General features: G+C 42.8%; 10 protein-coding genes. 5 read left to right on the top strand and 5 right to left on the bottom strand.

Translation table 11 applies throughout. The annotated features are described in order from the left end of the window. The 4 genes from ACESYO_RS15745 to ACESYO_RS15730 all read right to left on the bottom strand — a co-directional run. On the bottom strand, positions 1–737 hold a 737-nt coding region (locus tag ACESYO_RS15745; RefSeq protein ID WP_373211325.1), incomplete at its 3' end, for an ArdC-like ssDNA-binding domain-containing protein. A 42-nt stretch (positions 738–779) separates the two neighbouring features. After that, positions 780–2,651 (bottom strand): P-loop NTPase fold protein, encoded by a 1,872-nt coding sequence (locus tag ACESYO_RS15740; RefSeq protein ID WP_373210771.1) that lies wholly within the window; start codon positions 2,649–2,651, stop codon positions 780–782. 131 nt (positions 2,652–2,782) lie between these two features. Then, positions 2,783–3,679 (bottom strand): YodL domain-containing protein, encoded by an 897-nt coding sequence (locus ACESYO_RS15735; protein ID WP_373210773.1) that lies wholly within the window; start codon positions 3,677–3,679, stop codon positions 2,783–2,785. Continuing rightward, positions 3,680–4,432 (bottom strand): hypothetical protein, encoded by a 753-nt coding sequence (locus ACESYO_RS15730; RefSeq protein ID WP_373210774.1) that lies wholly within the window; start codon positions 4,430–4,432, stop codon positions 3,680–3,682. 980 nt (positions 4,433–5,412) lie between these two features. Between ACESYO_RS15730 and ACESYO_RS15725 the strand changes: the two genes are divergently transcribed. From ACESYO_RS15725 to ACESYO_RS15705, 5 genes are all read left to right on the top strand, one after another. Beyond that, positions 5,413–7,521, top strand: coding sequence for a hypothetical protein (locus tag ACESYO_RS15725; RefSeq protein ID WP_373210776.1), 2,109 nt, complete (start codon positions 5,413–5,415; stop codon positions 7,519–7,521). 246 nt (positions 7,522–7,767) lie between these two features. Then, positions 7,768–9,705, top strand: a complete 1,938-nt coding sequence (locus ACESYO_RS15720) for a hypothetical protein (RefSeq protein WP_373210778.1) — start codon at positions 7,768–7,770, stop codon at positions 9,703–9,705. Then, on the top strand, positions 9,696–9,974 hold the full coding sequence (locus ACESYO_RS15715; protein WP_373210780.1) for a hypothetical protein: 279 nt from the start codon (positions 9,696–9,698) through the stop codon (positions 9,972–9,974). The genes ACESYO_RS15720 and ACESYO_RS15715 overlap by 10 nt, the downstream gene beginning before the upstream one ends. After that, on the top strand, positions 9,961–11,034 hold the full coding sequence (locus ACESYO_RS15710; RefSeq protein WP_373211324.1) for a hypothetical protein: 1,074 nt from the start codon (positions 9,961–9,963) through the stop codon (positions 11,032–11,034). Before ACESYO_RS15715 ends, ACESYO_RS15710 begins: the two co-directional genes overlap by 14 nt. Positions 11,035–11,070: 36 nt before the next feature. Then, positions 11,071–13,812, top strand: coding sequence for a hypothetical protein (locus ACESYO_RS15705; RefSeq protein WP_373210784.1), 2,742 nt, complete (start codon positions 11,071–11,073; stop codon positions 13,810–13,812). 226 nt (positions 13,813–14,038) lie between these two features. Here the strand turns inward: ACESYO_RS15705 and ACESYO_RS15700 are convergent. Next, positions 14,039–14,232, bottom strand: a 194-nt coding sequence (locus ACESYO_RS15700; protein ID WP_373210786.1) for a hypothetical protein, incomplete at its 5' end; no start/stop codon positions are given.

Below are 14,232 nucleotides of genomic sequence, written 5' to 3'. Positions count from 1 at the left end.
GCAACCTGATTTACGGCACTGCCCAGCATGGTGGCCGATGCAATGGTATCAAAATCTTCGATGTCCAGAAAATCATCAGGAGAATCGTTTTCGTCTACGATTCCGCATCGCTGGCAGGCCATATACAACACACTGCGCTGTACCAGCTGTTCCAGTGTATGCTGCCTGTTTTCTTTGCTGCGCCATTCGAGAGAGCTGTCGGTCAGGTGTTTGTCCAGCGAATGAAAGAAAAGTGCGCGCCGCTGTGCAGTCAATTCGGCAGTTCGATTGGTGAGCAGTTCCAAAAGGGAACTGGCTTCATGACCGTTCTGAAGAGCGGCGAAAAAAGCATCTCGATTCGAGTCTGAAATCTGCCAGGGCAGAGCTTCCGGGGCTTGGGCACGGGCATAAGTATCCTCAAGATCGAACACATAGCGCAGGCGACTGCGATTGGCGGAAGTGTCCAGGATAGAAATGCCGCGACTACCGCGTTTGACCCAGCGCTGGGCGTTTTTGTTCCAGTACTCGATGGTGGCGACGGCTTTCGCGGTGGGTCGCTGATGATAGATCAGCAGCTGGTTGGGAAAGGAATAGTTGTAGGTATATGCTGCGGAATTTAAAAAGGCTCGCCAACTTTCCGTGCTTTGTGTCACACGTTCAATCAGCGAGCCTGCAAGGTCATGGATTTCTTGGTATTGGGGCATATGAAATACATCATCTCCTTTAGAGTGGTTTAAAATATCAAGGCAGAAATCCAATCAGGACTTCTGCCTTGATATTTTTTAATTACTCGTTTTGAGTTAAGATTCGTGATACTTATCAATGATTTTCATAATATCTGCGATGAGCCATTCGATCTGTTTCAAAATAATTCTATCAGAAATAGTGACTGGCAAATGACTTGTGCTCAGTTGTTGTAACATGCCTTTGAAAAAAATGAAGTCTAAAGAGCAAAGTGATTTTAGAGAAGTAGAGTTGTATACCGTATCTAAGATTTCTCTGAAAATATATATTTGCTCCGCATTACACTGATAAATCATTTTGCAAATCTTGTCAAGGTCGAACTCACTGATAAAGGAATGCCGATTATAAAGAATGGTATCTTTATTTGCGAGGAGCCAGTTGTGATATTCACGAATATCTTCTGGTATATACGAAAATCTTTTAAGGGGGATTTGTGCGGAATCTAATATGGTGAGAATTTCTGCTTTGAAATTATTCATGAGTTCTTTTTCTGTGTCATTTTCGGGAGAGTTAATACAGAAAAGCAAATATGTAGAGCTAACTCTCTGCCCTGCATGTTTGAGGTTGCTTAAAATTTTGAGTTTGAATGGTTCTAAATCAAAACCTAAAATGGAGTGTAGTTTAATCAGATTGGTGATTAAAGTCCCGTATGCAGTAAAAGGTATTGAAAACGGATTATCTAACTTTTTGCTGATATTTCTTATTGAGGACATGACTGCTTCTTCTGAACGACTGGCCCATGAATAAAAAATTTCAAAGTCGGGATCATTGAAAGTAAAGTTGTCGTCGTATAGTTTGAAATCGCGATACGCTTCAAAACAATCCTTCACTTTTTCAATATTAAAAGCGTAATCACTTATAAAGTCGTAACAAAATTTGTATAGCGGATATTTTGAACATGCTAAGTCTTGTGAAAAATGAGAGTTGTTATCCCACTCAGGGAAAAGATTCACTAATGAAAAATCATCGCCTGTAAATTTTATTTTATTTGAAAAGGCAATGATGCTAAATAAGATGTGTTCTTTTTGGTTGAAATTTGGTTCATAAGAATGCTCTTGCAATTTCTCGATGATGTCAGATGTTTTTTGACAAGCAAAAATAAGTGTGCGTAAATTTTTACAGTCAATGCTGACTAAAAGTTCGGATACCGGTTTTGTATATTCTTTGGCTTTGAATGGGAATGAGACGGAATAGAACTTTCGAAGAATATTTTCTACCGCTGAATTTAAGTTGTTGTTAAATTGTAGAGTATCACCGATTGTTTTTTCCTTGGCCTTTAAATATGGGATGTTTTTGCTGCTTAACTTCTTCTTTGGAGAAGCCTTTATGATGAGAGTTTCGAAAGGATCGTTAGATGGTTCTTCAGAAGACTCTTCTGTAATATATTCCAGGAGAGCCTCTTCGTTTGCAACAAGAAGTATTTTTACACCATCGTTTTCAGTAAGGTTGTTCACATAACCTAGAAATTCAATAAGATTGATGCTCAAACGCTCTATGTCTTCTAGAATTATCAAAGTGTGATTTAAGTTGGCCGACTCATAGAGCCTCTTTAGGTCTGCTTCATCAATGTTTAGATCAATGTTTTTGGTGCCTATGATGTTTTTAAAAAAAGTTTTACCTATGCCCCAAATGCCAGAAGTGATTTCAGAAGAACAGTTGACAGTGCTTTGTATAGAGTCCAATATGGGTTTGATGCGTAATTCTAAATATATATTTTTGCTTATTTCAGAAACAGAGTTAATTCCATATACGGAGATTAAAATGCATTTGTAAGCACCGTTGGCACTATCAGATAGAAATGGTATTAGATTTTCTCGGATATAGTGACTTTTTCCACTTCCCCAAGGACCATTCAACATAATGGCGCTTTGGGTCTGGTCCTTTTCAAGATAATGTTTTACATAATGGTTAATCTGATCGGTTGTCACAATCATACTTCCTTTCTTGATTTGTGAAAGTTAAGATGATGGAAATTTTTTTGATGATAAGCAACAATCTCAGTCAAGATTATATCATAAACCCATCCGAATGTGTAACCGATACATGATGTGATTGAATATTATCGGTGGAGGAATGAACGTTGAATATCATTCCGATGCTTCTGTGTTAAAATGGTGCAAAATGAATCTGGAAGTTTGACAAAGCCGATGGAATCCACATAGTGGGCGCTGTCCTTACCGTTTTGATGTAGGATGATAATATCACTTACGGAAACGGAACGCATCCCGGCAGGAAGCGGGCGGTCAGGCCTGTTATGAAGATCGAAGATGTTGTCCAGCGTCAGATGGCTGCCCAGCATACCCCGGTACACAAGCTGGTAATCTGCTGCGTTCACACGGTTTTTGGTGTGTTCGTAATTCAAAAACACATAATCACATGGACTGCTGCGGGGGATTTGGTAAATTTCATAGGTGTTTACCACATCTTCTGAAAGAGGATGTGCCGGCGCGTAGGTGATGCCGTTTTTGCGGCAAAGTTCTGCAAACTGACAGATGTGAAGCACACTGCCGTTCCCTAGTGTAAAATGGTGGCCATCCGGATATGCCTTGCAAGGGATGGCTTTTTTAGAACCATCCGGGTATTGGAGAAGTAGCTTTGCACCATCCGGAAGGGGGAATAAGTCATCGTATTCAGGAGTGATGAATCGGATGCTTCGCTCTTCCTGAAGGATCAGGTGATTGCGCAGTTCGTGAATCATTCGGGAAATTTCCGGGTTGTCCCAGCCAGTACAGTGCTTGTAATCCTGAATAAACACATCCCTGCCATTGTGGCATTGGATAAAATCCAGAGAGCCAGGCAAAGGAGCGGTGTTTTGTACACCGAGCGCCTTTACCGTGCCGGAAGGCAGTGCCTTGTAAACTTCGATGGCGGTATCCAGCGTGTCAAATTTTTTGATATTGAGAGGGCCGCGGTGTGCAATATCCTCGCAAACATAGAAACAGTCGATATAAGGCATTTAACGTTCCTCCTTTGCAGACGATTGTGTGCGAATCGGCAACCCCTCTTCCGTGTAGTTTCTGGGGTCTGCTGCGGGGCAATCCCATCGTAGCAGAGAGCCGCATTCCATGGCAGCGACCTGCGCTTTGGAAATACCCTTTGCAGCATTGAGTTTGTCCACCAACTCTTTTGTGGGAATGTTTTCAAGACCTCGGATTTTGCACGGATGATAGCCGCTTTCCCCATAGTTGATCACCACCACCTGATGCGTGGTTTTATGTTCACTGAAACAATAAGTAGGGAGTCCTTTTTCCCGACGGAAAATTTCCATCAAAGCGTTCCGATCATAGCAGTACAGGTAGAAGTTGTATTCACCCTTGTGGGGGATACAGCGTAGAAAATAGATGCGATGTTCGGTGTTGATGCGGAACGCCATCTCTTTTCGGAACTGCGTCTTGATGACGGCAGAAGGGAATCGATTGCATCGGGCGTTCATCGTGGCCCGATCTGCCAGAAGTCCGGAAGATTGCAGCCCATGGAACAGATGCGCCAACTCTTCCTTGAATTCGGAAGTTTTTTCCGGGAATGTGTCCGGCCACCAATTTGTATAGGGGACAGGAGAAATGCCTTCCCAATATCCTCGCAGGTGACCAATACAGGCACCTCTAGCATCCGAATACATATCTTGTGTGAAACAGTATTTTTGCTCTTCCTGCACAGCTGGGGTAACAATAAATTCGGCGTAGGGCGTGCTTATTTTCAGTTCAGTCATTATCTATGTTCCTCCTGTGGTAAATTGGTCAGCGTTCCCAGAAGCGAACCTTCCGGCCAAAACGCTCATCCATCGGTTTTGCTTTTGCAATGGGAGAATCTCTACAGACTATTTTTCGTTCTTCGGAATCTTGATTAACTATCCCACAACTTCTGCTCAACTTGAGCAGAAGTTAACTTGTGTTGCTTGACTTAATGTACAGCCCCTAGTTTCATCTAATGTGTTTTTGAAAACTCATTGGAGTCGGGTATGTGCTGTCTACAGAAAATGCACGTAGATGTCATCGTCCATGCCTCTCATGGTACAGATATAAAAACAATATGTAGGTGTTTAATGGCACTGCGAATGGGTTAATGTAGGACTTAGCGTAAAATTATGAGTATCGATTTTGCTGTGCACTTGAGGCGTTTGAGAAAGATTCACGGTCACTGATTTAACGGGTGGTTTGAATGTGAAATTTGCTGACTATACGCATGGGCTATCTCTAGAGAAAACAGGGCGAAGTAAAACGCCACTTTCAAAGCCATATGCTTCAAAAGCGGCGTTCTTCGCGGAGTTCGAGTGTAGCATAATAACAGTATAACCTTTTGGGGTTTGCATGTCATCCGCGTAGACCTTGCCAATTTTCCACCATTCTCCTTGCCAACTGTCTGCCATTTTCCTTGCCGTGAAACCTCCATTACCGTAGTATGGTTAAGAAACAGATAAAAATAAAGTCAAAAGATTTGAAAAAAGGGTTGACTACAGGGCTTGCATAGAGATATTATTATCTCAATTGTAAGTTAAAAACGATTGTGCGCACAGACGAAAAAACGGGGAAAAGTGCACGCCGATTTGTGCGATTTGTGCATTGACAAATAAAAAGTATGCATAATGGCTTTATCCTCTTGCATATTTATAGTGTGCATAGTGCAATCTAAAGATAAAATAATTGCGTGCAGGAGAAAAAAGTATATTTGCACGTATTGGAGGGAAGGAGTATGCGGGCAGCGAATGCGCTTGCCAATCGTACGTTGTCAGAGTGTATTTCTGATTCGTTCTGTGAATTTTTTAGTGAAGTTCTCAGAAAAGCTCTTGAGTTGCAACACGAAGATAAAACACGTCCGGTTTTCATTGCTGTGATTACCAGGCGTTGTTTTGTTCTGTTTTTTGCGTATTATGAGATGCTGTGTTGGTACATTCATAATCCAACTGCTGAACGCCCTTCCCCATGGAAAGATTATTCCTGTGAGGAAATGAAGGAACTCGCAGAAATATTTAGAAATTGTGTTATTACGGATAATGCAGCTTGGGCAATGGCCTATGATATAATTCAGCATTATGTGGAAACAGGTGTGTTTCCACAATTAATTACGGTGGATGAATTGTTATTCCATGGAAGAGCACTTAATGGCTTTTTATATGGTCTTGAAAAACGCTTGCTGCACGCCAAGTCTTTATATGAAGATGATTTTGTGTCAGAAATTTCTGATGAGACATTTATTAAAGACGTTTTTCTTGAAAGTCTGACTATCTGCGTAGCCGGTCAGAATGTGGGTTCTAGCGTACTACTCCCACGATACAAAAAGAAATTAGCTGAAAACACTTCCAGTATTGATCTTGGTATTGAAGAATGGCGAAATCATTCGATTGCATATGCTCAATATGTTTCTGTTTGTGGAATCAATAATACAGGTTTCACATTAGGAATCGCAATCCCGGCGGACCAGGATAAACTTCTTTCCAATTCTTTTGTTGGCTCGCATTTTACTAAAGTGCACACACAGTTGCAAAATATTGAGCAGGATACTTGGGTTTCTTTTTATCCTAACATTGAGCATCCGCAGATGATATGTACCGTGCGGTGCAAGCAAAGTAAAACGGATATACAGAAAAATATGTATGTTCCTTTCTTGATTTTGGATCATATTAATCCGAATCAGTTGTTGAAATTGCATCGTCAGCTTGTGCAGGAAGCGAATGAGAAAGGAAAGCAGAAAATAGCTTCGCTGCTGACCCAGATGGATAATGTCTTATCGATAGAAAGAAACGGGAATGAGGAACTGTTAGTGCCATGGCTCGCCCAAACGACTGATTTGGTACTCACCTCTTGGCTGATGAAACGTTTTCTTTACGAGGTAAAGAACGTGAGCCAGGAAGAAATTGATGGAATATGGAAAGATGCCATTGCCTGGGAGCAACTTGCGGCCAATTTCTGCTCATATTGTTCTACAGAGTCAACAATTGATTTGACGATTAATGCTTTAAAAGAACTTTGGAGTTGGGAACCATCCCAAACGCTGGAGGAATATTTTGCTGTTTATACAGATAATGCAAAATCATTGTCTGTGAATTGGATGGATTTGAATCCCGCAGATTCTAGTGTTGTCTTAGATGAAAACTCTGAGATTGTACAATGTTTGGAGGATACAATAGCTAAAATTGGGTTGGAAGCAGAACGAAACGCCTATACATTATATGGTAGCGGGTTGCCTTTTTCAGATGAGGCGTTGTCCAATTGGGGAGATAACCATTCTCTGGACACTCTCTTGGAAAAACTGCGTACACAACTGGAGACGTACGATCTTAAGTCGGGACAGATTAATTTGTATCAAGTGGCTGCTATTATCACGCAAGCAATGGATCTAGGCTTGTTAGGCATGAATACGATACTTGATAAACAGCCATGTGAAGATAGGGTTCGCTATAGAGAGAGTCCCCGTGAACTGTATACTAGACAACGGGCTGGCGAGGCATCGCTCTTTCTTCTACCCATTCGGTATCAAAACCTCTTACCTGTGCTGAGTGAAATTCAGGAAAAACGCATGGAAGATTTTGAAGGAGCTGCTCTTGATCTGAATAATTTTGTGGACAGTTTGGTCGCAGATAGCCCTATGATTTACATTACTCATGACATTTGTATGTCTGCAGATCAACTGAAACGCAGCTTGTGCAGTGCCTATAAGATGCTGGTTTTGGGCGGACAGAAACTCAAGGAATGGCAGTGCAGTTTGTATGATCGTCGGATTCCCTTTGAAAATCAGGCGCAGATAAGAAAATTTGATCAAGAGTTGAAAATACGCTTTTTGTGGGGATATCAGAATTTGTAAAATTGGATAGATGTATTTCTTGTTGAGCTAGGGCGTGTTGTAAAACTCAGAAGCACTTTGAGCAGGAACGCTTCGCGAAAAGCACTAAATTAGTTGGGTCTCTTGCATCAATTAGAATTTGAAATTCATTTTTATTCTCCCCGGTAGAGCAGGGAGTTCTTGTATCGCAAAAGCATACAAAGAAAGCGGAGCGAACTCTCTTGGGAGTTTGCTCCGCTTTTCATTATTTGGATAGGAGGAAAAAACATGGAGGAAAGTGGAAAATACTACGAGATTTGTATCCAGCAAGATCAGGAACATCGGTCTCTTTTGCCACCGGACAGGATCAATTCACGCTCAGAGTTCTTTTATAATGCCTATCAAGATGCCAAGTACCAGCTGCGAGAAATTGTGATGGCTTCTTCAAAAATTCTAAAAGGAGAGCGTGAAGAACTTACTGCCAAAAAGCGCATCGAACTACTGCGCGAATACCCCAATAATGTGATCGCATTCTGTGCAGATCGAGGACGAGGAAAAACCACAGCGATGCTCTCCTTTTCCAATGCACTGGAAGCTCTAGGAAATTCACTTGAAAGTAGTCCGAAAAAGTTTTGGGAAAATGTTATTGATAACGAGCAACTTCTAGATGCTCGATTTGAGGTTATGGCCCCTATAGATCCGGCCTCTATGGAGAATACCGACTCAGTCCTGCAGCAGATTCTCTCTCAGATGTTTGAAAATTTTTGCCGAAGAGTCAAGTGTAAATCCCGCTATGAATCTGGTGGCAGGGATTGCGATCGTGATGCCCTATCGGATAAGTTTCAGAAGTGCGCTCAAGCGATCGACTCTCTGTACAAAGCTGAAAAAGGACCGGATACTCTGATTGAGGACGAACTGGATAAGATCGCTGAAATCGGGCAGAGTGGGAAGCTGTTATTGCTCCTACATGAACTGGTTGACAAATATCTAGAGTTTATGCAGTGCGGCGAAGGACCCAAGCGTTGTTTGGTAGTACAAATTGACGATGCTGACATGGATATCAGACGGTCATTTCAAATCTTGGAAGATGTTCGAAAATACTTAGGTTTGCCACGGGTCATTGTTCTGATGGCTACGAATTTACAGCAGTTAGAGACTACCGTGGAGCAGCATTTTCTGAAGGAGTATGAACAAGGTCTGAAGTATACCGATAGCATGATCACAGTGGAACGGTGTCATGATATCGCAGTGTTGTATTTGGAGAAGGCAATTCCTCATCCCAGACGAATTTACCTGCCAGACATTGGCGAGATCATCCGCGGGCATCTTATGCAGCTGAGAGTAAACTACCAGAAGAGAGAAGATTATGCTGAAAGAACTACTGAAAAAGAGGGAAAGAATCTTCTTTCAGAAAAAGGAACCTATCAAGAGCAATTACTGGAATTGTTGCATCGTAAGACCGGTATGGTGTTTACATTTGAACCGGATTATCTGCACAATCTTCTACCGGCACATATGAGGGAATTAAGTCAATTTCTTACGTTCTTCAATCCAATGGAAGATGTGTCTGACGGGTATGAAATCGCAGTTGAAACGTTCCGTAACCAAGCGTACTCTTCTGATGGCGAAGTAACTCAGCGTTTGAATCAATGGGAAGAAAATTTAACGCGGTTGGAATTTTATCTAGTGGACCTCTGGTCTGCAATCAATCTGCGAGAAGGAAGTCGTAACTTGTTTCGGGAGTTTGTTGCTCAGCCAGAGAGTGTTCGAAATTTATATATTTTGAGAAACATCGGCGACTACTATGTGCGGGAACGAATTGCGTTAGAAAACACTAAATCAACTTTTGTGAGGCACGAATCGGACTTTCGCGAGGAATTTGAATATGCATGCACCTTGCGAGGAATTGACTTGAAATCCTATCTGGATGAGACAGTGCAGGGAGAAATGAGTGTTTCGTATGCAGATGTTATGGGGGTATTGGCTGCATTGACCGATCTTCCAGGGGCAAACCGTCAATACAAGTTTGCTTATGCCATTCGTCTTTTCTGTTCTATTCGTCTTCATATAGCTCTCATTCGAGAGATTCGTATGATTGGTAATGGTGAAAAATCTATTGGATTCCGTACTCTCACCGACCTGCTGCGGGATACTTTCCTAAAAATGGTCCTGCCAACGATACTGTACGGACACCGTTTGGCTGCTGGAGATTTGAAATGCCCATAGAGTGGTTTCAGCCGGTTTTTGCTGAGAATCCAGAAGAAAAAGAAATTCCGTTTTTGCGTTGGAAATACAAAGCGGACCAAATGATACGGACGAGATATACCATCACACCCATAGGGGTGGAAAATGTTTGGCGTCCTGTTACCACGCAAATGGGGCAAAGGGATAATGAAGTCATACTGTTCAATCCGCTGTACCCATTGCTTGCCGCTCTGGATCGGTTTATTCGTTTTGAAAATAAATATGATGGAAAGCGATATGGACAAGTATAAGGCTCAGATCTATATTGCTTTGCTGGTGTGCCTAAACTGGGATGTGCAGCGAGTTCTGTTCAAAAAGATAAAAAACCAAACAGACGAAAATGTGAAAAAAATGGTGCATGAGCTGTATTCCCGGTATATTGCCGATTGCGTCAATTTGATACCCCACGGAGGGCCTTCTTGGCTTTGCGAACCAATAGAAAACGGTTCTATTCGAGCGAAAACGTGTTTTGAGGCGCTTTGGGGGGATGAAAACGAACAGCTTTTTGATATTTTTACTATGCGGGTACATCCTGAGAAAGAGTTTAAGGCCTATATTAAGAACGCAGAGGAGGGAAAAAATCAATTTGTACAAAGCTCAAAAATTTTTCAGAAGTTGATTGAAAAAGCTTCCGTCTCCCCCACTATTACACAAATGAATGAGTTTTGGACAATAGCAGATGATGAAAACAATAAATATTTAAACGACGAAATTAGAATAAACATGCTGTCAACTCTCTGCGATATGGACATGAGTGTGTTTAAAGCTTTGTCTGCGGATGTATTAAATAAATATATTAAAGAAAATTTACCCGAAGATGATAAGCTCACTATTTTCATTTCAGACTTCTTCAAACTTCGACCGCTCTCTCTGAAAAAATATCCTAAGCCTTTGATGTCTCGTAGAATCACTAGGTTTTCGCTGAAAGATTCTTCTCTGACTCCTACTGAAGTAAAGTGTGCCTTGGAACGATATATTGATTTTCTGAAACAAATTTTAGAGCGAGGGTTTGAATCAGCGGAGAAAAAGTTTACTCTAAAGGAACCGGTCGCCGAGAAACAAGAACTATCAGTAGAGAAAAATACTAACGTTATTTTACAAAGCAGCGTGCCCGAAACGTTAAACTCAATTCCCAATTTAGCCCAAGTGACTGATTCGGAAGCGGCGATTAAAACTCTCCAAAGTCTTCTCCAGTTGGGTCAGCAGATTTTGAATGCAATGACTTTCTTGCAGCAGAACTCATTGCAAGGAAATCAACAACCGTCACCTAATGCTCCTTCTCAGAAAGAATGCGTTGATCATAAAAAGTAAGCAGTCCATTTGTAGCTGGAAGGCAGGTGAAATAAAATGGCTGAGCACTTCTTGCATGGCCAAATTCTATTTGGTCAGGTATCGCCGGAGATCCTTCTGCAAAGCCTTTTGAAACGTGAAGAAATGTGCAGGGACTCTCGTCACAATACTTCCTTTAAGCTGAACGCAAAGGAGGTATCCGAAAAGGCCTATTTGCATTTTTCTCTGATGTTTGCCGCGAACGCCCGCAAAACTGTGGATGAGCAGATTCAGCGATACCGTGAACTGGAAGATTTTCTTGATGATGATTGCCCGGGAGGGGTCTTTCGGCTGCTTGCAGATTATGGCGATCGAATGCTCAACCTGTACGACGCGGACCCGAAGGTAAGACAGGACAAAATTCTTGAATGGCGTGAGATTTCTCTGAGCTTGGGGCAGGATCTCTTCACCTGTGCGGCACTAGCTCAAAAGGATGTGCGCGAGAGAGCACAGCGGTATTCTTTTGGCTGGCCTCCTGCTGTTTTGTCGGACAATATTCCTCTGCGGCATATTTTGGAGAGGGGATGTGCAGAAAATCACTATCATCTGAACGGTTCTACACAGATTTTTCCTCTTGCCTGGTGTTATTTAATGAACCATCCTGCCAAACTGGCTGAGTATTTTGCCCGCAAAGAACTGCAAGATGGGCTCAGTGTCAGGAGCGGAACCAGCATCCAGGATAATGCGATCGGATGGGTCGATAAGATGAATCTGGCTGCCTGGATACGAGTCCACCTGTTCTCTCAATTGGTTGGAAGGGGAGATACAGATGAAACTCCACAGACGCTCGGGGAGTATTACCGTCAACCAGACAGAAGATATCAGTTGCGTTCTCTGGTGAAACAATACCGCTGTCACGCGGCTCCATTGGCGCAGGGGAGAAAAAAATATCGGCTGGATTATGCGATCACATACAATCTTGCCGAGAGCAACAAAGGTCCTACCCGCCTTTTGGCAGGAGAAAGAAATTTCCTATATCAGTGTTTTTACCGATGTTATTCCGGTACTTTCGAACCGGAGGAGATGAATCTGCTCTACTTGTATCTCTTGATCAAGCGAGAGTTTCGCAACGAACTGGTCCAAACAAATGGAAGACGCGGGTTCTGGAATTTTTCTGATTATCAGGATCGAAAAGCGCTTGTCTGGGGAGATTCCCCAGAGTACTGGCGGGAATCGTATATTCTGTCCCTTGCGGAGAATCTAGGTGGCCCACGAATGGGAAAGTCTGTTTTGCAAACATTGGAGGCACGGATTGTCCCGAAACAAACAGCACCGGAGCTTTTGAAGAATATTCGGGATATCGACTGTACAGTGGAAGAATATCAAGACCAGCAGATTTTTAAGTCCAAACAACAGGAGATTTTACCCCGAAAAGAACGATATTGGAAGAGGGCTCAGGAAAATGCACAATATTTTTATGTGCTACATTTCCCCAAAATTCCATTAAGAAAAGCCTCTGATATTCAACGGGAAAACCTTGAAATGCCTTGGCTACCAGCACGAAATCAAGATGTTCGTGAACAATCTATGGTTCAATCCAAAGCGCTTGCCAAAGGACTTGCAGGCAGCAGCTACTTGTGCAGTCGAATCCGGGGCATTGATGCATGTTCCCGTGAAATTGGATGCCGACCGGAAACGTTTGCCACTCAGTTTCGCTATCTGCGAAGCAGCTTGGTGTCGCGTCCACGTCCCTCGTATCTTTTACGATACTGGCCAAAATTGAGGGCAACCTTCCATGTAGGTGAGGATTTTCTGGACCTGACAGATGGACTGCGTGCTATTGATGAGGCCATCTGTTTTTTGAATCTGGAGCAGGGAGATCGACTGGGACATGCTATGGCTCTGGGGATATCTCCTTATCAGTATTACCGGGTAAAAGACAATACTGTGTGGCTGCCAGCGCAAGATCTGCTGGACAATCTGGTGTGGATTCTGTACCGCAGCTTGGAGTGGGATGTGTGCATTCCAAGTTCTTTGAGAGAAATGCTTCGGGAACGTGCTCAACAGCTACTGGAAACAATCTACCCTAACGAAAATGGAGATTCTGTAGCCCTCACTCTGCGAACCTATTTTGAAGCGTGGCAGCTGCGTGGCGATGATCCGAAACTTTATTGGCAATATCAGACTGGTGATGAAGATACCAAGCGAATTTTGGAAAACTCTTCACTGTTGTGGGACGAGCCTTACAAAAGGGCAATGCTACATGTAGGCAAAAACGAGGATGGCGTAGATCTTCGTGCCAGACTGCGAAGATCTCCTCAAATTTGTAGGATACTGGTGCGCTATCACTTTGGCCTCCGAGAGAGACAGGAAGGAGAAAAATCGGTCCGTTTTGTGGCAACACCGGAGTTTGCCGCTGTCTTGGAAAAACTTCAAGTGCGAATGATGGAAAAGATAATGGCAAAGGGGATTGCTGTTGAATGCAATCCCTCCTCTAACCATCTGATAGGGACCTTTGATCGTTACGAGGAACATCCTATCTTCCGCTTTAACCATTTTGGTCTTAGTATTCCAGAGCATAAGAGTTCTTCCGGACAAATTCGGGTATCAATTAACACTGACGACCTAGGGGTATTCGATACATCGATTGAGAACGAGTATGCTCTGTTGTTCGGAGCACTGTGCGGCCTCAGAGATGCAGAAGGCAAGCAGTTACTTTGTCATGATGAAATCTTAAATTATCTCGACCATGTACGTGTTATGGGAAATGATATGGTATTTCCGAAAGCCGAAAGGGCGCGCTGGGAAGAGCAACTTTAGTTTCTACATTTATTCTAAAAAATGAAATGTCCCCTGGTGCAGACGATTGCATATCTACACCAGGGGACATTTTACTCTTTATGGATGGTTTTAGATGATACTTTTGAGCGAGATATATCGTCTGAGTAAGCCACATCGAACATAGAAAATTTTGCTTTTTATCGAGAAGAATTTTGTTCCTCTGTTCTTAGTAGATAGAGGTAGTCCTCATAGGAATATTTATATTTCAGATAAGCATAATGGCAGCATTGAATACGCCGCCTGAAACGGTGCCCTTAGACCGCACGAATGGTGCACCCAGACCGCTGAAATGGTGCGTGGTCACCGCATCCATGGTGCATTGTGCATACGGCGCTGGCCGGCGGCAGTTGGTGCGGTACTGAACGGCAGCGGGGCGGCGGCAGCGGCAGCGTCTTGATG

This window comes from Allofournierella massiliensis (assembly GCF_964241245.1).
Classification (GTDB): Bacteria; Bacillota; Clostridia; order Oscillospirales; family Ruminococcaceae; genus Allofournierella; species Allofournierella massiliensis.
This window is presented reverse-complemented; position numbering and strand designations above follow the sequence as displayed.